The following is a 22,183-nucleotide window of genomic DNA, read 5'->3' as shown; positions in this document are numbered from 1 at the left end:
TCCACTTCAATCAGCCCTGCTAATATCAACAATATGCTTCAACAAAGCTCTTATTTAAATAACTAAGATAATATTATATTTTGTTATTTCATTATCTACCTTTGAAATTTGGTTCGCGTTTTTCTATAAATGCAGCAATACCTTCTTTTCCATCTTCGGAACTAAAAGCTTCTCCAAACAATCTTGCCTCTAGTTTAACTCCCTCATAGAAGCGTTCAGATTTAGAGAAATTTAGTAGCTGTAACGTTGACTTCACTGACACTGGACTCTTCTTTGCGATTTTTTTTGCTAGTTTAAGAGCTTCACCTAACAACTCTTCCTCAGCAACCACAAGATTAGCCAGTCCAAGTTTAACTGCTTCAGTGCCACTAATTGGTTCACTCGTAAGTAGCATTTCTGCTGCTTTTGGTGGTCCTACTAATCTAGTAAGACGTTGGGTACCAGCAAAACCTGGAATTAATCCAAGCTGAAGTTCAGGGAGCCCTAATTTTGCCTGTTCTGTTACAAGACGAATGTGACAGCCCATTGCTAGTTCAAGACCCCCACCTAATGCTGCACCATGAATGGCCGCAATAATTGGCTTAGAAAAACCTTCCATTCTTTCGAATAAATCTTGACCATAAGAAGAAAGTTTTTCAAAAGCTTCACCATCAGGAACCGATGTGAACTCTTTTATATCAGCTCCAGCTGAAAAGAAACGTCCTTCACCATGAATAACTAACACCCTAACTTCTTGAGAATGTTCTAACTCGTCTAAGACAAGTGAAAGCTCTTTCAAAACCTTAGACGATAAAGCATTTGCTGGAGGACTATTTAAGGTTATTACTCCAACTAAGTCCTTCACTTCTACTTTAAACAATTCCAAATCTCACACCTCCTGCAATGATTAGTATATTCTCTCACCCTATTATTTAGAATGAGAGTAGCCACATCCATGTATAAGTAATTGATGAACCGGCTCACTTAACTTTGTCAGGCTATATTTTTGCTCATTCATAACCCAGCTAGTAATCGTTTCATCGATGGTTCCAAAAATCATTTGTCTCGCTAATCGAATGTCTAAGTCAGATCGGAATTCTCCGCTCTCCATCCCAGCCTTAACAATATGGTCAATTACACTTAAATACCCTTTTAATACATCATTAATTCTGTATCTAAGTTCTTTGTTAGACTGCCTAAGCTCTAATTGCGTAACGATTGCTAGGTGATGATCCGATGCTAAATTCTCGAAATGAAGCTTAACAAGAGATTGTAATTTATCAGCCGCATTTGGAATTCCCTTTATTTCAGTTTCGAGTCTTTCTACAAAGGTTCCCATCTTTTCCTCAAATAAAGAAATCAAAATATCTTCTTTATTTTTAAAATAGAGATAGATTGTCCCATCTGCTACTCCAGCTGTTTTTGCTATTTTGGAAACCTGAGCCTGGTGATAACCATTCTCCGCAATAACAATAACCGCTGCATCAATAATTTGCATATACTTTGGTTTATTTCGTTTCAATTTTCTTTTCTCCTTAATTAGCTTTATGTTGCAAAGCTAAAAATGAATGACCATTCATTCATGGTTTAATTTTAAATGACAGTAGGGTTTACTGTCAAGAGATGTTATTCGATATTTTTCAGCCTTTCAATAACAAAAAGCGCAAGCGCCCTGATCAGCCTCAGGCATAGCAAATGTTCCAAGAAGGAGAAAAGGGCGAAATTTCCCTTTTATTCTTCTTGGGTTATTTGACCTAGGAAAAAGTGACTTCCTTTTTCTTTCGAGGTAGGATGAAATTGCAAAGATCTTCGCAATTTCATCTTGGCTGGGCGCTGGAGCTAGATTCAAATCCATGACTCTAGTTATCCACAAATGATATATAATTAAGCAGGTTACCTTGAAAGGCTGATTATTATAGAGCCTTTGATTGATTTTCTTTTTCTTCATCAACAAGTGCTCTTCTTAAGATCTTTCCAACTGCTGTTTTTGGTAGCTCTGTTCTAAATTCGTATATTCTTGGTACCTTATAAGCAGCTAAATGTTTTCTTGCATAGGCATCAAGTTCAGCCTCCGTACACTCTACACCGGTCTTTAACACGACATATGCTTTAACAGTTTCGCCTCGATAAGGATCAGGTATACCTGCAACCACTACTTCTTGAATCTTTTCATGTTCATATAATACCTCTTCAATTTCTCGAGGATAAATATTATAGCCACCTGCAATGATCATATCCTTTTTTCTGTCTACAATATAGAAATAACCTTCCTCATCCATGTAGCCTAAATCACCAGTATAGAGCCAACCATCTTTAAGAACGGCCTCAGTCTCTTCTGGCTTATTCCAGTATCCCTTCATGACTTGCGGTCCTTTAACAATCAGTTCCCCAATTTCCTTAATCTCTGCTTCTTCCCCAGTTTCCATAGAGATAATTTTTGCATCTGTATCTGGCCAAGGAAGCCCAATGCTACCATTCACACGCTTTGCCCAAAGATTATTAGAATGGGTGACCGGAGAAGCTTCTGTTAGTCCATAACCCTCCACTAGCTTTCCACCCGTTGCCTCTTCAAATTTCTGCTGAACCTCAAGTGGTAACGGTGCAGAGCCGCTTATACAACCTTTTATAGATGAAACATCATAATTTTTGAGATCTGGATGGTTTAAAAGAGCGATATAAATAGTCGGTGCACCAGGAAATAGGGTAGGTCTTTGCTTCTGAATCGTTTTTAAAGTCGTCTCCGGATCAAATTTCGGTAGCAGAATCATTTCATATGCTTGCTTAATGGATAGATTCATAACCGTCGTCATCCCATAAACGTGAAAGAATGGAAGGATTCCCAAAACCTTTTCCTCGCCTTTACGGTATTCATACATCCAGCTAACGCTCATTAATGTATTGGATACTAGGTTTTCATGAGTAAGCATAACTCCTTTCGGAAAGCCTGTTGTTCCACCTGTATATTGGAGTAATGCTAAATCTTCCTTAGGATCTAGGTCAAGCTTTATTTCGTTCGCCTGACTTGAAGCTAATATTTTCGTTAAAAGATGATTATTCCCCTCATGCTCTACTTTAACAACCACACCGTGCTCCTTTTTTTGAATAAACGGATAGATTACATTTTTCGGGAAAGGAAGATAGTCTTTAATTCCTGTTACTATGATATGCTCTAGTTTTGTAACCGCTTTTACTTTGCGTACACGTGGATATAATAAATCCAAGCAAAGAATAAATTTTGCTCCAGAATCATTTAATTGATATTCTAGCTCTCTTTCCATGTAGAGTGGGTTTGTTTGAACGACAATTCCACCTGCAAGCAATGTTCCATAATAACCAATAACTGCTTGTGGGCAGTTAGGTAACATGATTGAAACTCGATCACCTTTTTCAAGTCCGAGCTCCTTTAAATAGTTAGCTAGCTTTAGAGATTGTTCATACAATTGCTCATACGTAAGCTCTTTACCTAAAAAGTGAAGCGCTTTCTTTTTTGGGTACTCTTTAGCTGTATCAACTAAAAATTGATGGATTGTCTGACCTTCGTAAGAGATTGATTGAGGGATTTCTGGAGGGTAACTATTTAACCAGGGTTTATTCATTGGGATTTTCCTCCTCTAAGTTTTAATATCTTTATTATAGTACACAATGTTTTTTATGACAATTATAATAAATTTTAATTTTCAGAATTAAAATTATGAAGGGCTGTACAACGGAAAAGTCGACATGGTTGCATTTATTACTTAAACCCCATTATTTTCTTACTAAAATATTCCAAAAGAAAAAGAGACTAAAATAGCCAGTCTCTTAAACAAAAAATACCATATAAATAACACCAATAATCATAAATACACCACAAAGTGCTAATAACACTTTCGCTAATGTTTCCATTCCTTCTCCCCTATTCTCCTATTCCAGCCCCAACGACATAAGAAAGTCCAATTGAAATCATCATGGAAATAAATCCAACCGCACGATTGTCCTTTTCGATTTCCTCATCAATTCGAAACTTAGGTGTGAGGAATTCAAAAACAAAGTAACCAATGAGAAGTAATACAAATCCAAAAACTCCCCAGCCAATCATCGTAAGTAAGGTATCGTGGTTTTCAATAGAATAACGAAATATATTGGAGATCCCGAAAATTTTCCCACCTGTTGCCATCGCAACAGCAAGATTCCCTTTTTGGATTTGCTCCAAATTTTTATACTTTGTCACAAGCTCAAAGATTGTTAAAAACAAAACTGCACATAGTACCGCTACACTATAATAGGCTGCCGTTTGAATATATACATTTTCCCAAAACTCGCTCAAGCTTCCCTCTCCCCTTACTTAAACTCTATAATGGTAACTCCTGTCCCACCTTCTGATGCTTCCCCATAACGAGCCTTTTTGACGGAACGATGGTTTTTCACATACTCTTGCACACCTTGGCGAAGCGCACCTGTACCTTTTCCGTGTATGATTGAAACACGCGGATACCCGGCTAATAACGCATCATCAATATACTTCTCTACTCTTAGCAGTGCGTCTTCAAACCTTTCGCCTCTTAAATCGAGTTCAAGCTTTACATGGGAGTCCGTACCTCTGATGGTTGCTAGTGGTTTCGTTTCAACAGGCTTCGGCCTACTTATATACTCCAGGTTTTTTTCCTTTACTTTCATTTTCATTATACCAATTTGAACCTGCCATTCATCATTACTTACATGTTCAATTAAGTGGCCTTTTTGGTTTAAGGATAGAATCTTCACTTCATCACCAGGATGCAGTTTTTGTTGATTAGTTCCAGACTTTTGAGTCTTTGACTTTTTATTAGTCGTTAATTGAGGTGTTGCACCCTCTAATCTTTTCCTTGCCTCAATCAATTCATGATCCTTAATGGTTGCATATTGTTGTTTTTGCATTTTTCGTAAGTCTTGGATGATTTCTTCTGCCTCTTGTCTTGCCTTTTCGATCGAGGCACTTGCCTTTTGCTCTGCTTTTTCATAGAGTCGTTCACGTTTTTCATTAAATTCAATGATTTGACTTTGTAACTCTTTATGAAGCTGCTCAGCATCCTTCCTAATCTGGTCGGCTTCTTCCATATCCTGCTCAGCTTTTCTTCGATTATCTTCAAGTGAAGCAATCATATTCTCCACTTGATTGCTCTCAGCACTAATATGGTTTCGGGCATTTTCAATGACACTTTGATTTAACCCAAGTCTCTTCGATATCTCAAATGCATTACTTCGACCAGGTACGCCTATTAATAACTTATACGTTGGACTTAATGTCTCTACATTAAATTCTACACTAGCATTAATAACCCCTTCTCGATTATACCCATATGCTTTTAACTCTGGGTAGTGAGTAGTCGCAATTACTCTTGCTCCACGTCTATATACCTCATCTAGAATTGAAATAGCAAGGGCAGCTCCTTCTTGTGGGTCTGTCCCAGCACCTAATTCATCAAATAGAACAAGGCTATTGGCATCAACCTTTTTTAAAATATCCACAATATTGACCATATGAGAAGAAAAGGTACTCAAGCTTTGCTCAATTGATTGCTCATCCCCAATATCAGCGTAAACAGCTTGAAAAATTCCCATCTCAGATCCATCTAAAGTAGGTAGCTGTAGGCCTGATTGTGCCATTAACGTGAATAATCCAACGAGCTTTAACGTAACAGTTTTTCCTCCAGTATTTGGACCAGTAATGACAATGCTTCTGTATTCTCTTCCAAGCTCTACATCATTAGGAACCACTTCATCCTTTGGAATTAACGGATGCCTTGCCTTTAAAAGCTTAATATATCCTTCATTATTTAATTTTGGCTTCGACCCTTTTACCTTTTGACTGTATCCACCTTTAGCAAACATAAAATCAATTTCAGCTAAGACTGATACATTCTCAAGGATTGAATCGGCTTCAGCAGCTACCTCCTGTGAGAGCTCCGCCAAGATCCTCTCAACCTCTTGTTTTTCCTTAAACTTCGTTTCATTCAAAGAGTTATTGATGTCAACAACAGATTGCGGCTCAATGAAGAGGGTGGCACCAGATGCCGACTGGTCATGAACCATTCCACCAAACGAACTTCGATACTCCTGTTTGACAGGAATAACAAATCGTTCATTACGAATGGTGATAATAGCATCAGACAGCATCTTCTGTGTCGACGTAGACCGAATCATATTTTCAAGCTTTTCTCTTGCCCTTGACTCTAGCGTTTTAAGCTGACTCCGAAGTGATTTTAGCTTTTCACTAGCACCATCCAAAACCTCTCCATTGTCTCCTATGCAAAAGTTAATTTTTCTCTCTAGGTCCAAGAGCACAACAAGTCTTTCTGAAAATCCATCAAGGAACGGAATGACCAATTCCTCTTCCAAGAGCTCTTGGATAAACTTTTTTATTTGCCTGCTTGCATAGAGAGTACTCGTTATATCAACTAATTCATGTGGACTTAAAATGCTTCCTATTTTAGCGCGCTTAGCGTATGGACGTACGTCATGAATTCCACCTAGTGGTACATTTCCTTTAAGTCTTAACACAGTTGTTGCTTCATCTGTCATGTCCTGCCACTCAACAGCTTCTTCAAAGGATGTAGTTGGATACAAGTTTTCTACCTTTTCCTTCCCTAGTGATGAGGAAGCATGTTTCATAAGCTGCTCTTTTACTTTTATAAATTCTAAAACCTTAATCGTTCGGTCTAACATGTCGTTTCACTCCTATTATTCAACAGCCTAATGATGTCTATTTAAAAACTTTCTAAGCTGTGGAAGTTCTAACGTATTAATTACGTTCTCTTTTTTTACCCAGCCTTTTCTAGCAGAGGCTATTCCAATCCCCATATAATCTAACTGATTAATATGATGTGCATCTGTATTAATAACAATCTTTACTCCTGCCTCTTGTGCTTTTTGAATATATTGAGAGGCTAAATCAAGTCGATAGGGATTTGCATTTAATTCAAGTGCTGTATCTGTTTCTTTTGCTAGCTCAATAAGTAAATCCATATTCACGTCATATCCCTCTCTTGATCCAATAATCCTTCCAGTGGGATGTGCGATAATATCAACATGAAAGCTAGTTAAAGCGGTTTTCAATCTATTCATGATCGTTTTCTGGTCCTGTGAGAAGCTTGAATGGATGGAAGCAATGACAATATCCATCTCCTCTAATAATTCATCATCATAATCTAAAGTTCCATCAGGTAATATATCCATTTCAACACCTGTTAGAATGGTGAAGTTCTCAAACTGCTCATTCAATTTTCGAACTTCCTCCCGCTGACGCTTTAGCTGCTCAACCGTTAATCCATTGGCTACACGCAAATATTTGGAGTGATCAGTAATCGCCATATATGAATAACCTTTAGCCATACATGCTCTCGCCATCTGTTCAATCGTATGGGCCCCGTCACTCCATGTAGAGTGCATATGAAGATCGCCCACGATATCATTCAACTCAATCAGATTTACTTTTTCCTGAAACGTTTCTACCTCATGTTCTCCCTCTCTTAATTCAGGTGGAATGAAGGGTACGGCCAAAGAATTGAAAGAATTCTTCTTCTGATTGAAACGTTAGATTCTCACCCGTTTCAGTATTTTCCACTCCATATTCACTAATTTTCAAGCCTCTTTCTTTTGCTAATTGTCGCATTTTTACGTTATGATCCTTAGAGCCCGTAAAATGATGAAGTGTCGTTGCAAAGGCTTGAGGTTCTACAATCCGGAAATCAACGGAAACCTCATAGTCATACTCCAACTGTAGAGATACTTTCGTATTACCACTTGCGATGATATCTTTGATTCGTTTTATTTGAAGCAATTGTTCTTTGATTGACTCAGGATTCTCGGTGGAGATGATAAAATCTAAGTCCTTGATTGTTTCTCGCATTCTCCTTAAGCTTCCTGCTCTCGAATAAGCGACAACATTCTTCATTAAAGAGAGCTGTTGCTCAATTTCTTCAGCAATACTTAACATAAACGCAATTGGTAATCGTTCTGGTCTTGTACCTGCTTCTTTTACAGCTTGAAGTATTTTCTGTTCTGATTTTTCTCCAAATCCAGGAAGAGCTTTTACCTTCCCTTCTTCACATGCTTTTTGGAGACTCTCCATGTCGACGACACCAAGTTCTTGATAAAGCTTAGCAATCTTTTTTCCACCCAAGCCTTGCAGCTTTAACAAAGGGATTAATCCTTGTGGTACTTGAGTACGTAACTCATCTAATACAGCAGATTGTCCTGACTCTATAAATTCCTGAATCACAGAAGCTGTACCTTTTCCTACTCCAGGTAAAGCTGTAATATCTTCAATTTCCTCAATAGGGCGTTCATCTTGCTCAATCGCATTTGCCGCTTTTCGGTAAGCTGCTATTTTAAACGTATTTTCACCTTTAAGCTCCATATATATAGCAATCGTTTCTAATAATTTGATTACATCTTTTTTATTCAATGAGAAAACACCTTCCTAGGGTCTATTCTATTAAAAATGATACTAAGAAATAGCCAAAAAGTACAATAAACTAGCAAATGGATCTCTTTCTTCTTGGCTTTTTTCTAAACTTTGTTGCTTTTAGCCCACTTTTACATGGGCACTCGTTTTACGTTCCTCTTAGAAAAAGTCTACTTGATTTCAACTAAAAACCCCTCATTACTATGTGTAATGAGAGGTTTTACGATTAAAAGTTTGAGTTGCTAATCCACAAGTCATGAATGGTTCCAGAAAATACCGGAGTATGCTGGACAATTGACATCGCAATAAAGGAATCCTGCATATGTGCTTGAACCATTTCGACAGGAACAAGTGCACCAATATAAAGTAAGATAAAGACAATTAAATAAACCTCAACAAAACCTAAGCAAGCACCAGCCCAGCCATTAAGCTGTTTTAAGATTGGTAAATGGGCAAGGAAATCTAGCATAGATCCAAGTATTTGCATAATAATCTTAGTTCCAAAAAATAACATGGCAAAGGCAATTGCTCGGTAGTAGGCCAGTTCTAAATCTTCTGAAGAAAAAATAAGTGACATCATACCACTATCATTTATCACTGGGTAAGGTACCCAAAGCTCTAATTTCGGAGCTAAGTCATCAAAGTATAAATATGAAACGACAAAAGCAGCTATAAAGCCAGTTAAGTGAACAATTTGCAGGATAAAGCCACGCCTTAAACCTATTAAAAAACCAATCCCTAGAATAATAATAAGTGCTAGGTCTAGCATGTTATGTCAACCCTTTTCATTCTTGATTTTTTCCTGTAATGCTTCTAATTCATCTTTTAATTTCAGATAATCATGAACCACATTAACTGCTGTTAATACCGCAAGCTTACTGGTATCTAAAGTCGGATTTTTATCACTGATTTCTCTCATTTTATCATCCACTATTGAGGCAACTACCCTAATATAACTAGTACTCTCGCTACCTACAATAGAATACTGTTGACCATATATATCTACTGTTGTCCTTGTTTTTTTCTGATCAGACATATTAGTAGCCCCCTGTAACTATCCATCCTAAAATATATGATAACATGAACGATTACGATTGGAAAGAACTAGTATAAGTAAGGTATGATAGAGTAATTATTATGCAGTCACTAGATTTAATAAGTTAGGGAGGGAGCTAATTTTGGCAACAAAGGTGATTAAAGTAAGTGAAGCAACTATGAAGCAAATCCAAAGTCATTATAAAATGAACATTTTGGAGAAGGTTCCACCAGGTGGAGTTTTTGCTGCAAAGCTCTCAACCTGTATGATTACAGGCTATAAGTCAGGTAAAGTCATGTTCCAAGGTGGTGGTGCAGACGCTGAAGCAGCTGTTTGGGAGGGGCAGTCTAGCGAGGTCCAACCTAAAGGCAAATCCACACAACCAAAGGTTCGCACCGACCAATATTCTGTACCAAATGATATAGAGCAGCTAGCCATTGTCGGCTCTGATGAAGTCGGAACAGGCGATTATTTCGGACCTATGATTGTTGTCGCAGCCTATGTCCATCCCAAAGATATGCCATTATTAAAAGAGTTAGGTGTGAAAGATTCTAAGGGCTTAAAGGATCCACAAATCATCAGTATTGCTAACGATATAAAAAAAGTCATTACCCATAGTGTACTCATTTTACCTAATGCTAAATATAATAGCCTTCAGGCAAAAGGGATGACTCAAGGGAAAATGAAGGCCCTATTACATAATAAGGCTCTGGCCAATGTGCTCGATAAAATCGCCCCCATTCAACCAGATGGAATCTTAATTGACCAATTTGCCGAGCCCGATGTATATTATCGACATGTAAAAAATGAAAAAAGAATCATTGAAGAAAATGTGTACTTTAGCACAAAGGCTGAAGGTGTTCATTTATCTGTCGCAGCTGCTTCTATCATTGCTAGATCCGTATTTGTTAAGGAGTTTGATAAGCTTAGTGAGAAAGCAGGGATTACTCTACAAAAAGGAGCAGGTCCCGGGGTAGATCGAATTGCAGCTCAGCTTATTAAGGTTAAAGGGGAAGCCATACTAACCGATATCGCTAAGGTACATTTTGCTAATACAGATAAGGCTCGGAAGCTTGTGAGGTAGTTTGATTAGACCAATTCTGGAAAAGGATTGGTCTTTTACAATGGTAGAAACGACTCTATAATCTACTTTTATAATTGCTTTAATTTATATTAAAATAACTGTATATTATAGGAGATGAAACACTAAAAAAACAAAGGGATGTGAACTATTGCTATTCAAACCTCGTACTGAAGCAACCGAACTGCTAATTCTGAAATCCTTAAACATTCGGATGAATTTGAGGGAAAAAGATAAGCAGCACTATTTCAACCTAAATAAAGGCTATGAAGGAGAGAGGATATTTGACATATTAACAGAGAATCTTCAATGCGAATGCATGATATTAAACGATTTGCTACTTTCACAAAATAACACCATGTTCCAAATCGACTCATTGGTAATCACTCAAGAAACCATTTACTTATTTGAAGTGAAAAATTATGAAGGAGACTATTATTACGACTCAGAACGTCTATACAAAAATCTAAATCTGAAATTAATAATCCTTTGACCCAATTAAACAGAAGCGAGTCCTTGCTTCGCCAGTTACTCCAAAATCTAGGAGTTCATCTTCCTATATCCGCTTTTGTCGTTTTTATTAACCCCGAATTCACCTTATACCAAGCACCTCTCAATAAACCATTTATTTTTCCGACACAGGTTCAAAGACATATAAAGAACTTAAATGCAGTTTCCTCAAAGTTAGATAGAAGGCACAAATTCCTCGCAGATAAATTACTTTCACTTCATTTAAAAGAGTCTCCCTTCACTCTTTTACCAACTTATGATTACAACCAACTAAAAAAAGGAATCACTTGTGTAAATTGCTCATCATTTTTAATCTCCGAAGAATATACGAAATTCATCTGTAAAGAATGTTGCAGCGAAGAATCTATAGAAGCTGCTATAATGCGAGCTGTGGAAGAATTCAAACTGCTGTTTCCAAATCAAAAAATTACTACGAATGGGATTTATGAATGGTGTAAAGTGGTTAAGTCTAAAAAGAGGATCAAAAGGGTGCTTGATAATAACCTTAAATTTATGGGAGTACGCCAATGGTCTTACTATGAATAGGTTTGCCTTCATTTCGGCGTGCTTATGAACGACCTTTTACTCTGTTTTTACTTCACTCGGGTGTTCATCACCCTTATGAACGACCTTCTACTGCTGCTTTTGCTTCATTTGGTCGTTCATCACCCTTATGAACGACCTTCTACTCCTGTTTTCACTTCATTCGGGCGTTTATCACCCTTATGAACGACGTTCTACTGCTGTTTTCACTTCATTCGGGCTTTCATCACCCTTATGAACGACCTTCTACTCCTGTTTTCACTTCACTCGGGCTTTCATTACACCAATGAACGACCTTCTACTGCTGCTTTTGCTTCATTTGGTCGTTCATCACCCTTATGAACGACCTTCTACTCCTGTTTTCACTTCATTCGAGCGTTCATCACGTCAATGAACGACCTTCTACTCCTGTTTTCACTTCACGCGGGCGTTCATCACACCAATGAACGACCTTCTACTGCTGTTTTCACTTCATTCGGGCGTTCATCACGTCAATGAACGACCTTTTACTCCTGTTTTCACTTCACGCGGGCGTTCATCACCCTTATGAACGACCTTCTACTCCTGTTTTCACTTCACGCGGGCGTTCATCACACCAATGAACGACCTTCTACTGCTGTTTTCACTTCATTCGGGCGTTCATCACGTCAATGAACGACCTTTTACTCCTGTTTTCACTTCACGCGGGCGTTCATCACCCTTATGAACGACCTTCTACTCCTGTTTTCACTTCACGCGGGCGTTCATCACACCAACAACTGTTTAGTCTCTCATCCCACGCCACTCATCCTCTAAAATACTCATTTCCCACATATTCCAATACTCTGTTCCAACTCGTCGGTAGTCGCGAAGTAATCCTTCCTTCTTAAAGCCGACCTTTTCATAACAGGCAATTGCCCCTTTATTAAAATCAAACACTCCCAAACTTACACGGTGCATTTTTAGGTCGTTAAAGGCAATCTCAAGAACCGCGGTAATCATTTGCTCACCAATTCCTTGTCCTCGCATGCTACGGTCACCCACTAGCACTTTACCGATTCTAGCTGATTTATGCTTTCGGTCAATTCTTCCTAATGAAAGATGCCCAATGACTTTCCCTGTTTCTTGATGAACCACTTTATACACAAAGTCATGAGCATCCTTATGATTGGCGGCTTTTATATAGTCTTTTAACTGATCTTCATCAAGTGGGTAGGAAAAGCTATCACCACTCCACTGAACATTGAACTCAGGTGATTCAACCCAGTCTATGAGCTGCCTGAAATCGCTACTAGTAAAATATTTTAGTTCAATCATTGATCATCCCTCCATATAAAAATAGACCTACCGGAAAATCCAATAGGCCTATTATTCATGTTATCCTCTTAGTACTGCTCCAGTCTTTTCTTCAACTGCCGCTAACACTTTATCGTGAGTCGCTACTACGACCTCATCAGTTAACGTACGTTCAGGGTCAAGATATCGTAATGAGAAGGCTAGTGATTTTTTACCTTCTTCCATTTTATCACCTTCATATAAGTCAAAGACCGTTACTTCTTTTAAAAGTTTCCCACCAGCGGCAACAATAATTCTTTCGATTTCACCAGCTGTAATCTCTTGATTAACCACTAATGCAATATCACGCGTAATCGAAGGGTAACGCGGAACCGGACGATAGTCTACTTTTTCTCCTTTTAATGAAGCAAGCTTTTCTAGTGATAACTCAAATACATAGGTTTCCTGAAGATCAAGCTCTTTTTGGGTAGATGGATGAATTTGACCAATGTAACCAACATACTCACCCTGAACAAAAATATGAGCTGTACGGCCCGGGTGAAGGTCATTTCTTTCTGCCGCTTGATACTCGACTTCAGAAATTCCAACTATATCAAATAGTCCATCTAAAATACCTTTGAGTACGTAAAAATCGACAGGCTTCTTTTCCCCTTGCCATAAATGAGCTTGCCATAAACCAGTTACCGCACCCGCAATACGTTCAAGTTCGTTTGGTAGCTCACCTTTTTGTGTTGGGATAAAGACTGAGCCAACCTCATAAAAACCAAGCTGATCTACTTGTCGGTGAAGATTATACTTAATCACATCTGTAAGGTGTGAAACTAAGCTCAGTCGCAATACACTTCGATCCTCGCTCATTGGCATAAGAAGCTCGACTGGCTCAAGTCTTTCCTCTTCATTTAAGAAGCGATGAGATTTTTCCTTACTTGTTAAAGAGTAAGTGGTGGCCTGATATAAACCTGCCCCCTCTAGATAACGACGAATTTGTCTACGTAGACTTTGACGTTCTGTCAGGCTACCAGGAGTCTGCTCACCAGCTGGAAGAGTTACCGGTAAACGGTCATAACCGTAAAGTCTCGCCACTTCTTCCACAATATCCTCTTCAATCGTTATATCTCCACGACGTGTAGGGATTGCAATCGAGAACTCGCTATTATCTTCCTTGTATTCAAATCCTAAACGACGAAGAATATCAGCTACTGTGTCGCTAGTTAGTTCCATTCCAATCACATTATTAATTCTTGAAAGGGTGATCGTAACATTTACTGGCTCTAACTGAAGAGAGTTTGCTTCTACACTACCTTGTAAAACAGTACCGCCCGCATATAACGACATCAACTGTGCAGCACGCTCAGCTGCTTCGTGAGTACGTTTTGGATCAATTCCTTTTTCATAACGAGTACTTGCTTCACTACGAAGTCCATGTTCCTTAGAGGCTTTTCGAATGGTCCCACTTGCAAAATAAGCAGACTCAATTAACACGGTTGTGGTGTCCCCAGAAACCTCAGAAGTTGCTCCTCCCATAACACCTGCTAGAGCAAGTGGTTGCTCTCCATTTGTAATGAAAAGGTGATCCTCTGTTGCGGTTCTTTCTACATCATCAAGAGTGACAATCTTTTCGCCAGCTTTAGCTCTTCTAACCAGAATTTCCTTAGAACCTAATTTGTCATAATCAAACGCATGAAGAGGCTGTCCATACTCTAATAAAATGTAATTGGTAATATCGACTATATTACTAATTGGACGAATTCCTGCAGCCATTAGACGACTTTGCATCCAGTATGGAGATGGACCAACCTTTACATCTTTTACAACCTTCGCTACATAAAGAGGATTGTCTTCCTTGGCTTCAACATTTACCGTAATATAATCTGCTGCAGCTCCGTCTCCTTCTTTATATTCAATGGTTGGAAACTTCACTTGACGGTCAAGAATCGCCGCTACTTCATAAGCAACTCCTAGCATATTTAAGCAATCTGCACGGTTTGGTGTTAAGCTTAGCTCTAGAATTTGATCGTCTAAGTTTAAATTAAGAAGTGCATCCTCTCCAACCTCTACGTCATTTGCGAACACATAAATACCTTCAGAGTATTCCTTAGGAACAAGCTTCCCTTCTACTCCAAGTTCTTGAAGAGAACAAATCATCCCGTTGGATTCTTCTCCACGAAGCTTCGCTTTTTTAATTTTAAAATCACCTGGAAGAATGGCTCCAACTGTAGCTACCGCAACCTTCTGTCCTTTTGCCACATTGGATGCCCCACAAATTATTTGAACTGGCTCACCCTGCCCTAGATCGACTAAACATTTATTTAACTTATCTGCATTAGGATGCTGTTCACATTCGACAACATGACCAACAACCACTCCGCTGATTCCTTTGTTTAGGACTTCGACGCCTTCAACTTCAATTCCACTCTTCGTTATAAGTTCAGCAAGCTCATGTGCTGAAACACCTGATAAATCTACATATTCACTTAACCATTTATATGAAACAAACATGATTGTTCTCCCTCCTCTTACGCTCGTTTGAATTGATCAATAAAACGTCTGTCATTAATATAGAAATTACGGATATCTTCAATTCCGTACTTTAACATCGCAATCCGTTCAGGACCCATTCCAAATGCAAAACCTGTATACTTCTTAGAATCAAAACCTGCCATTTCTAATACATTAGGATGAACCATTCCAGCTCCTAAAATCTCAATCCAGCCTGTTCCCTTACAAACATTACAGCCTTCTCCGTGACAAATCTTACATGAAATATCCATTTCAACGGATGGCTCTGTGAATGGGAAAAAGCTTGGGCGTAAACGAATTTTACGGTCTTCTCCGAACATCTTCTGAGCAAATACAGTTAGCGTTCCTTTTAAATCACTCATACGAATATTTTCATCAACTACTAATCCTTCGATTTGCGTAAATTGATGTGAATGAGTCGCATCATCGTTGTCACGACGATAAACCTTACCAGGACAAATGATTCTTACAGGTCCCTTCCCGGCATGCTTCTCTAGTGTTCTAACCTGAATAGGTGAGGTTTGAGTACGCAAAAGCGTCTCTTCAGAAATATAGAATGAATCCTGCATATCGCGTGCTGGATGTCCTTTTGGAAGATTTAATGCTTCAAAATTATAATAATCACTCTCTACTTCAGGACCTTCTGCAATGGTATAACCCATCCCGATAAATAAATCTTCAATTTCTTCTACGATTGCAGTCAATGGGTGATGATTACCCTTACGAACAGGTCTACCTGGGAGGGTAACATCTATTTTTTGAGAAGCAAGCTTTTTCTCCACTTCTGCTCTTTCTAATGAAGATTGTTTGGTTTCAATCGCTTCACTGATTGCTTCTCTTACCTTATTTGCGACTTCCCCGATTAAAGGACGCTCCTCTGCAGGAAGTTTTCCCATCCCCTTTAATACCTCTGTGATTGGCCCTTTTTTCCCTAAAAAGCTTACTCGAATATTGTTTAGTTCTTTTAGCTCGTTTGTTCCTTCAATTTGCTGCAAAGCTTCTTGCTGAAGTTCTAATAAACGATCTTTCATCTTGAATTCCTCCTTTATCTTTACAAACAGTAGCATCCTGTTTTTTACTCAAATACAAAAAAGTCCTCTTCCCAAGAAAGGGACGAGGACTTGATATCGCGGTACCACCCTAATTACTAAAACATGAACGTTTTAGTCACTTCATTGTCATAACGGCTCTTCACCGGAGCACCTTTACGATTTCTACAATCGGTCCAAGTGTCAACTCAAGAGGTGAATTCACTTCTTTCTACCATAAAGGTGCTTTCAGTCTACGACACCTTCTCCCTATATGGCGAATAAAAAGCTACTATTCTCTATCCACGTTTTTGTAATCAATTATGTATTTTTATACTATATGATAGTACATGAAAGTGTTCCTAAAAACAAGTCCAATTAGCTTTTTCCCCTTTTTTCTTTTAACCAAAATGGTAGATACAAGAGAGTGAAGAAAAATACGGCTACCGCTTCAAGTGTAAAAATGTAATAAGGATAAGGACCAAGATAATCTAACAGACTTGGATTAGATGGTTTTCTTGCTAAAAACATATAGTTTCCACCCGTCCATTTGTTAACGAAAAACACAAAAACGGCAATAATATTTAATACAATTAGAGCTCTCCAAATGGATTTAAAAGTCGGTTCGTATCTTTCAATCCACACCATGTATAAGCACGAAAGCATAATCGCAATATGTCCAATGAAAAAATGGAAGTACCGGTAATGAGGGAAATCATAAAAAAGTTCAGGTGTTAGTAAAGCTTGGATTGCCCCCGCCAGTCCAAAAAAGTAAGTCACCTCAAATATCCGATAGCTATTCATAATAAGCATCACGATACAGAGTAAAAGGGAGATTGAACATAGCTGAAGCGGTAGGGTGTCATAAGGATCCCATATGCCCGTTACAGAATACCATGTATATAAAGAGATTTCGCTTACTAATAAAATAGCAATTAAACTATATCGAACTATTTTCTTGTTCCGCCTAATCGCCTCTCGATAAGTAAATAGTAAGACAGCTAAAAAGCCAAACAGAAGTAACATGCTAATATGTGAAATTGAAAATGCAATAAATGGATTGCCCACTTTTAACGAGAAAAAAGCTAACATGCTCCCTCACCCCACCTTTGCTTGTCCACACTGAGCTTACATTTAACCCCTTAAGTAATAGAGTAAAATCCCTGCTGCAACGGTTACGTTTAATGACTCAGCCTTCCCATAGATCGGAATATATAAATTCTGATCGGCTAATTCTAGCAGTTCCTGCTGAACTCCTCTTCCTTCATTACCAACAATAAGTGAAAAAGGCCCTGAAGGTGTTAAATTTTGATAGGATTCTGCTCCCTCTAATGATGTTCCATATACGGTTTGTCCAGAAGCTTTCAATTTCAATACCCATTCCTGTAGATTTCCTTTACTAATAGGTATATGAAAGATAGACCCTTGTGATGCACGAATTACCTTACTATTAAAAACATCAACAGTTCCTTCTCCGATTATAATCTGATCGATTCCAGCGGCATCAGCTGTTCGGATTAATGTTCCGAGATTTCCGGGGTCTTGGACTGCGTCAATTAAAAGTGTGGAATTGACTATAGCATGGTGAGTAAATGATGGCTTTCGGCAAATGGCCGCTACTCCCTGTGGTGTTTCCGTATCACCTATTTCGTTTAATACTTCATCGGCAACCATAAAAACTTCTAATCCATCTAAGTTCCAATCATGAGGTATATGGAAACCTTCTGTTAATAGGATTTCGGTGATATTTCCTTTGTATTTTAATGCCTCTTCTACTAGATGCGCACCCTCTACTATAAAAAGATTCGTTTTATCTCTTTCTTTCTTTGTTTGTAGCTTTTTCCACTGCTTAACCTGTGGGTTTTTCTTTGATTCAATCCTTTTCATTCATCCCATTCCTTTACGTGGCTTTGTATGACACATTATATCGTAATCTCTATACATAATTAAAGCTTCACTGTAGAAACTACATTTATAAGGATTAAACTCCAATATTTTCTTATGAGGTGGGTCAAGATGAATCTAAATTTACGTAATGCTATTATTTCTAATGTGCAAGGCAATAACCAACAAGAGCTACAGGATACCATTTTAGATGCGATTCAAAGTGGCGAAGAAAAAATGCTGCCAGGTTTAGGGGTATTATTTGAAGTCATTTGGCAAAATTCTTCTAATGATGATAAGCAAGAAATGCTTACGACGTTGGAGCAAGCACTAAGCAAGTAACGGAGATAGTAGTAAACAAAAGGGACCATAATCGCTATGGTCCCTTCTAGTTTGCTCTAATGCATTGCTAAATAGTAAAGGTTTGAACCAAACACTTTTCATCCTCAACCATCTCAGTTCGCTCTTCAAAGTTAATCGCAAAATGGCTATAAACATTTTTCCAGAATGAAACCGCAGGAGTATTATCAATAAGCTCGATGACAAAATAACTACCCTTCTTTTCATTAAATAACAACTGTAATGACTGTTTCCCGTACCCTTTACCTTTGTATTTATTTAAAATGAAAAGATCATTAATACTAAAATCATTGTCTTTTTTAAGAAATGGTCGTTCTAATAATAAAATAAAGCCTATGATTTCTTCTTCTTTCATTATAAAGAAAGGAGAGATTCCCTCTATGGTCCAAAACAAGTCTAAATCCTTAAAATGAAAAAAACCATCCTCACCAATCTCTAACTTTGTTGTAAATCGTGAAAGGTCATGAAGGTATAAAGAATATAAATTCCGTAGAATTATCTTTTCATGTTCCTCTACTTTTTCAAGAGTAATGGTCATTATGACTCCCCCTATATCAATCCTTATCTGTCTTGTCTTCAGATTAACAATAAATGGAATATATGACAACACAAAAAAACAGTATGACGATAAGCGTCACACTGTTTTTTCATTTTATGCAAATGTTAATTCTTTTACTTTGTCAGCATCTAGTCGTTTAATTACTGCGGTGATTAATTTTACAGCATTCTCGTAATCATCACGGTGTAACATAGCAGCATGTGAATGAATATAACGAGTCGCTACAGTAATGGCAAGAGATGGTACGCCATTTGCAGTCATATGAACAGCACCAGCATCCGTTCCACCACCTGCAATTGATTCAAATTGATAAGGAATTCCTAACTCGTCAGCTGTATCAGTTACAAAATCACGAAGCCCCTTATGTGAAACCATTGAAGCATCATAAAGAATAATTTGAGGACCCTCGCCCATTTTACTTAATGCTTCTTTGTCAGAAACTCCTGGAGTATCTCCAGCAATACCTACGTCTACACCAAATCCAATATCAGGCTGAATCGTTTGAGCAGCAGTCTTTGCACCACGAAGACCAACCTCTTCTTGAACAGTACCCACACCGTAAACGATGTTAGGGTGGCTTTCTCCTTTAAGGCCTTTAAGAACATCAATTGCAATAGCACAACCAATACGGTTATCCCAAGCTTTTGCTAATAACATCTTTTCATTGTTCATCACCGTAAATTCAAAGAATGGAACAACCTGATCTCCAGGGCGCACCCCGAACTCCATTGCTTCTTCACGACTTGAAGCACCGATATCAATAAACATATCTTTAATTTCAACTGGCTTTTTACGCGCCTCTGGAGGGAGAATATGTGGTGGCTTGGAACCGATGATTCCCGTTACATCACCTTTACGGGTCACGATCGTTACACGCTGTGCAAGCATTACCTGTGACCACCAACCTCCTACTGTTTGAAAACGAAGGAAACCTTTATCATCAATTTGTGTGATCATGAAACCTACTTCATCTAAATGGCCCGCTACCATGATCTTAGGACCATTCGCATCGCCAACCTTCTTGGCAATTAAGCTTCCCAATCCATCTGTTGTTACTTCATCAGCAAATGGCTCTATGTATCTTCTCATAACATCCCTAGGTTCTTTTTCGTTGCCTGGGATCCCTTTTGCATCTGTTAAATCTTTTAGCATCGTTAGAGTTTCATCTAATTGTTTTGCCATCTTAATTTACCCCCTAATTATGTATGCTCTATTATTATATCGGATTCCGAAGTAAATGTACAAAATAATCTGACTAATAACCTGAATTTTGCCTTTCATGGTTAATCATATTTTTTTGTAAATAAGCCTCTTCAATTTGCTGAGGACTAAATAATAAAGCTTGTCCTAGTTCAAAATACTTCGTGACAAGTTCACCATATAATGCCTTTGTAGGTTTCTCTTTAAAGTCAATAATTACTCGATAAACCTCCATAAATAAAGAGTTAAGGTCGTCTCCCCTTTGTTCTATCTTTACCTCCCTTAATTCTTGGTGAACATTGATTTCAATTCCTAATGATAAAATAAAATGAACACCATCCACAAACTCTTCAAGAATCACATTCTGAGCTGAAGAAGGCTTTTTACTCCAATATTTAAAGCATCGAGTCTCATTAGCAAGTTCTCCTATCTCTACTAACAAAGCAAGAATTTTACGCTCAAACAAGGAATCGTTTTCCAAGTGATGTTCTTTTTTTATTCGATCATCTAGCTCCTGTTGCATCTCAAATAATCTAGTTATATTCATCCCGACACCTCCTCTTTTATTATAATCAAATTTAAATATTGTAGCTATGTACCTTTTTCTAGTTTACATTGATGCTGATTTCTCTCTGCTTGACTAGAACTACTCCTTACATTTCATTATCCTGAATAATAATTCCCCATTAAAAAAATCCGTTTTTCAACGGATTCCGTTAGCTTGCTTTTTCCACAAAGAAATCTTTCCAGCTAATTCGAATTTGTTTTTCTCTAAGTAGATAAAAAAGTAACACAAATGCAAGGAGTATTCCTAAAATTACCGTTAAGGATAAAGATCGAATCGATTGTCCGAAGTAAGTATAAAGGACAGCGAGTGGGATATTTGTTAGAAAGGATTGCTTCGAATAACTAAAAAAGTTTTTCTTCCTTTCTAGCATGATAAGGGAGAGTAAATGAAATTGCATAAAAGGTACACATCTCAAAATGGCAATTTGTCCATTTGTAAAAGAGACTCGATTCCCAAGCCACTTTTCTTTCATTTTTTTCACCTTATCAAACGTCTTTGGCATCGTTTGATACAAGAAATAAAACACGATGCAGGATAGTGTTAACCCAATCAGCGAATATACTATACCTAGAACCGCACCAAATAAGATACCACCAACAATACATAAAACTGTAACAGGAATGAATAAAAATTGCCGTAAGCTATGGAAAAGTAAGAATACAATCGGAGCCCATATCCCACTTGACTCCAAAAACGCAAAAAGCAATGTCATCGTTTGATCCATGATGATTCCTCCTGGTTGTGATGACCTGGGACGCACTACTCTCATATATATACAATCGTACGAGCCGTTATGACATTTTTTGCAGAAGATAAATGAGAAGTACTATTTGAAGGATGATTATAAACGGGATCCCTAACGTAAACGATAGGTGCTTTGTTTTATGGCGAAATCTCCTCATACTTATCCAAATCCCAATGGCCCCACCGATAAGAGCTATGAACCAAAGCGTACTCTCAGGAGTTCTCCATTCTTGTTTAATTGCTTTTTGTTTATCCCGGTACATAATTATGGACGAAACTAGATTGATGATTAGTAAATATGCTAGAAAATACATCATGTAAATTGGCTCAACTCTCTTTTTATTTGTTTTTTATGAACTGTCTGCTTTTCTTGTAACTCTAAATTTTTTCGTGCTATTTTTCGTTTTTTCCAAAACCTCAGTTTTTTTGCAATGCAACCTTTCTCTTTAGAATATAGGCTTTGTTAAACCT

19 protein-coding genes, 2 pseudogenes and 1 other annotated feature are annotated in these 22,183 nt (G+C 37.9%); of the genes and pseudogenes, 3 read left to right on the top strand and 18 right to left on the bottom strand.

Features of this window, described 5'->3' with window-relative positions; translation table 11 throughout:
• Positions 1 to 91: 91 nt before the first annotated feature.
• From M1D60_RS04890 to zapA, 8 genes and pseudogenes are all read right to left on the bottom strand, one after another.
• The gene (locus M1D60_RS04890; protein ID WP_456278067.1) at positions 92 to 865 is read right to left on the bottom strand and encodes an enoyl-CoA hydratase; all 774 of its coding nucleotides are present in this window, start codon (positions 863 to 865) and stop codon (positions 92 to 94) included.
• A gap of 42 nt (positions 866 to 907) precedes the next feature.
• The gene (locus M1D60_RS04885; RefSeq protein ID WP_456278066.1) at positions 908 to 1,501 is read right to left on the bottom strand and encodes a TetR/AcrR family transcriptional regulator; all 594 of its coding nucleotides are present in this window, start codon (positions 1,499 to 1,501) and stop codon (positions 908 to 910) included.
• 391 nt (positions 1,502 to 1,892) lie between these two features.
• The gene (locus M1D60_RS04880; RefSeq protein ID WP_456278065.1) at positions 1,893 to 3,575 is read right to left on the bottom strand and encodes an AMP-binding protein; all 1,683 of its coding nucleotides are present in this window, start codon (positions 3,573 to 3,575) and stop codon (positions 1,893 to 1,895) included.
• 299 nt (positions 3,576 to 3,874) lie between these two features.
• Positions 3,875 to 4,285, bottom strand: coding sequence for a DUF350 domain-containing protein (locus M1D60_RS04875; protein ID WP_456278064.1), 411 nt, complete (start codon positions 4,283 to 4,285; stop codon positions 3,875 to 3,877).
• Positions 4,286 to 4,299: 14 nt separating this feature from the next.
• The gene (locus M1D60_RS04870; RefSeq protein ID WP_456278063.1) at positions 4,300 to 6,663 is read right to left on the bottom strand and encodes an endonuclease MutS2; all 2,364 of its coding nucleotides are present in this window, start codon (positions 6,661 to 6,663) and stop codon (positions 4,300 to 4,302) included.
• A gap of 27 nt (positions 6,664 to 6,690) precedes the next feature.
• Positions 6,691 to 8,356 (bottom strand): annotated as a pseudogene (gene polX / locus M1D60_RS04865) (DNA polymerase/3'-5' exonuclease PolX).
• 274 nt (positions 8,357 to 8,630) lie between these two features.
• Positions 8,631 to 9,173, bottom strand: a complete 543-nt coding sequence (locus tag M1D60_RS04860) for a CvpA family protein (RefSeq protein WP_456278062.1) — start codon at positions 9,171 to 9,173, stop codon at positions 8,631 to 8,633.
• Positions 9,174 to 9,179: 6 nt separating this feature from the next.
• Positions 9,180 to 9,440, bottom strand: coding sequence for a cell division protein ZapA (gene zapA / locus M1D60_RS04855; RefSeq protein WP_456278061.1), 261 nt, complete (start codon positions 9,438 to 9,440; stop codon positions 9,180 to 9,182).
• 142 nt (positions 9,441 to 9,582) lie between these two features.
• On the opposite strand from zapA, the gene rnhC reads away from it, so the two are divergent.
• Both rnhC and M1D60_RS04845 read left to right on the top strand, forming a co-directional pair.
• On the top strand, positions 9,583 to 10,524 hold the full coding sequence (gene rnhC, locus M1D60_RS04850; RefSeq protein WP_456278060.1) for a ribonuclease HIII: 942 nt from the start codon (positions 9,583 to 9,585) through the stop codon (positions 10,522 to 10,524).
• 148 nt (positions 10,525 to 10,672) lie between these two features.
• Positions 10,673 to 11,577: pseudogene (locus M1D60_RS04845) on the top strand (nuclease-related domain-containing protein).
• A gap of 759 nt (positions 11,578 to 12,336) precedes the next feature.
• Here M1D60_RS04845 and M1D60_RS04840 read toward each other — a convergent pair.
• The 5 genes from M1D60_RS04840 to M1D60_RS04820 all read right to left on the bottom strand — a co-directional run bounded on the left by M1D60_RS04840 (position 12,337) and on the right by M1D60_RS04820 (position 18,284).
• On the bottom strand, positions 12,337 to 12,870 hold the full coding sequence (locus M1D60_RS04840; protein ID WP_456278059.1) for a GNAT family N-acetyltransferase: 534 nt from the start codon (positions 12,868 to 12,870) through the stop codon (positions 12,337 to 12,339).
• 60 nt (positions 12,871 to 12,930) lie between these two features.
• Positions 12,931 to 15,348: a phenylalanine--tRNA ligase subunit beta gene (gene pheT, locus M1D60_RS04835; RefSeq protein ID WP_456278058.1), complete on the bottom strand. Its 2,418-nt coding sequence runs from the start codon at positions 15,346 to 15,348 to the stop codon at positions 12,931 to 12,933.
• A 17-nt stretch (positions 15,349 to 15,365) separates the two neighbouring features.
• Positions 15,366 to 16,400, bottom strand: coding sequence for a phenylalanine--tRNA ligase subunit alpha (gene pheS, locus M1D60_RS04830; RefSeq protein WP_456278057.1), 1,035 nt, complete (start codon positions 16,398 to 16,400; stop codon positions 15,366 to 15,368).
• Between the two features lie 75 nt (positions 16,401 to 16,475).
• Positions 16,476 to 16,712 (bottom strand) — a binding site (T-box leader).
• A 63-nt stretch (positions 16,713 to 16,775) separates the two neighbouring features.
• The gene (locus tag M1D60_RS04825) at positions 16,776 to 17,489 is read right to left on the bottom strand and encodes a YwaF family protein (RefSeq protein WP_456278056.1); all 714 of its coding nucleotides are present in this window, start codon (positions 17,487 to 17,489) and stop codon (positions 16,776 to 16,778) included.
• A gap of 42 nt (positions 17,490 to 17,531) precedes the next feature.
• A complete protein-coding gene (locus tag M1D60_RS04820; RefSeq protein WP_456278055.1) occupies positions 17,532 to 18,284 on the bottom strand; it encodes a TrmH family RNA methyltransferase in 753 nt (250 codons plus the stop codon).
• 129 nt (positions 18,285 to 18,413) lie between these two features.
• On the opposite strand from M1D60_RS04820, the gene sspI reads away from it, so the two are divergent.
• On the top strand, positions 18,414 to 18,623 hold the full coding sequence (sspI, locus tag M1D60_RS04815; protein ID WP_456278054.1) for a small acid-soluble spore protein SspI: 210 nt from the start codon (positions 18,414 to 18,416) through the stop codon (positions 18,621 to 18,623).
• Positions 18,624 to 18,690: 67 nt separating this feature from the next.
• On the opposite strand, the gene M1D60_RS04810 is transcribed toward sspI, so the two are convergent.
• The 5 genes from M1D60_RS04810 to M1D60_RS04790 all read right to left on the bottom strand — a co-directional run bounded on the left by M1D60_RS04810 (position 18,691) and on the right by M1D60_RS04790 (position 21,975).
• A complete protein-coding gene (locus M1D60_RS04810; protein ID WP_456278053.1) occupies positions 18,691 to 19,179 on the bottom strand; it encodes a GNAT family N-acetyltransferase in 489 nt (162 codons plus the stop codon).
• 114 nt (positions 19,180 to 19,293) lie between these two features.
• The gene (locus tag M1D60_RS04805; RefSeq protein ID WP_456278052.1) at positions 19,294 to 20,382 is read right to left on the bottom strand and encodes a M42 family metallopeptidase; all 1,089 of its coding nucleotides are present in this window, start codon (positions 20,380 to 20,382) and stop codon (positions 19,294 to 19,296) included.
• Positions 20,383 to 20,455: 73 nt separating this feature from the next.
• A complete protein-coding gene (locus M1D60_RS04800; protein ID WP_456278051.1) occupies positions 20,456 to 20,947 on the bottom strand; it encodes a dUTP diphosphatase in 492 nt (163 codons plus the stop codon).
• A 169-nt stretch (positions 20,948 to 21,116) separates the two neighbouring features.
• Positions 21,117 to 21,692 carry a TVP38/TMEM64 family protein gene (locus M1D60_RS04795; protein ID WP_456278050.1) on the bottom strand — a complete coding sequence of 192 codons (576 nt, stop codon included), beginning with the start codon at positions 21,690 to 21,692 and terminating at the stop codon, positions 21,117 to 21,119.
• 67 nt (positions 21,693 to 21,759) lie between these two features.
• On the bottom strand, positions 21,760 to 21,975 hold the full coding sequence (locus M1D60_RS04790; protein ID WP_456279350.1) for a DUF1294 domain-containing protein: 216 nt from the start codon (positions 21,973 to 21,975) through the stop codon (positions 21,760 to 21,762).
• Positions 21,976 to 22,183: the final 208 nt, after the last annotated feature.

It is taken from the genome of Bacillus sp. AK128, assembly GCF_053903075.1.
Note: the sequence above shows the minus strand (reverse complement) of the source record. Positions and strands in the feature narration are given on the sequence as shown.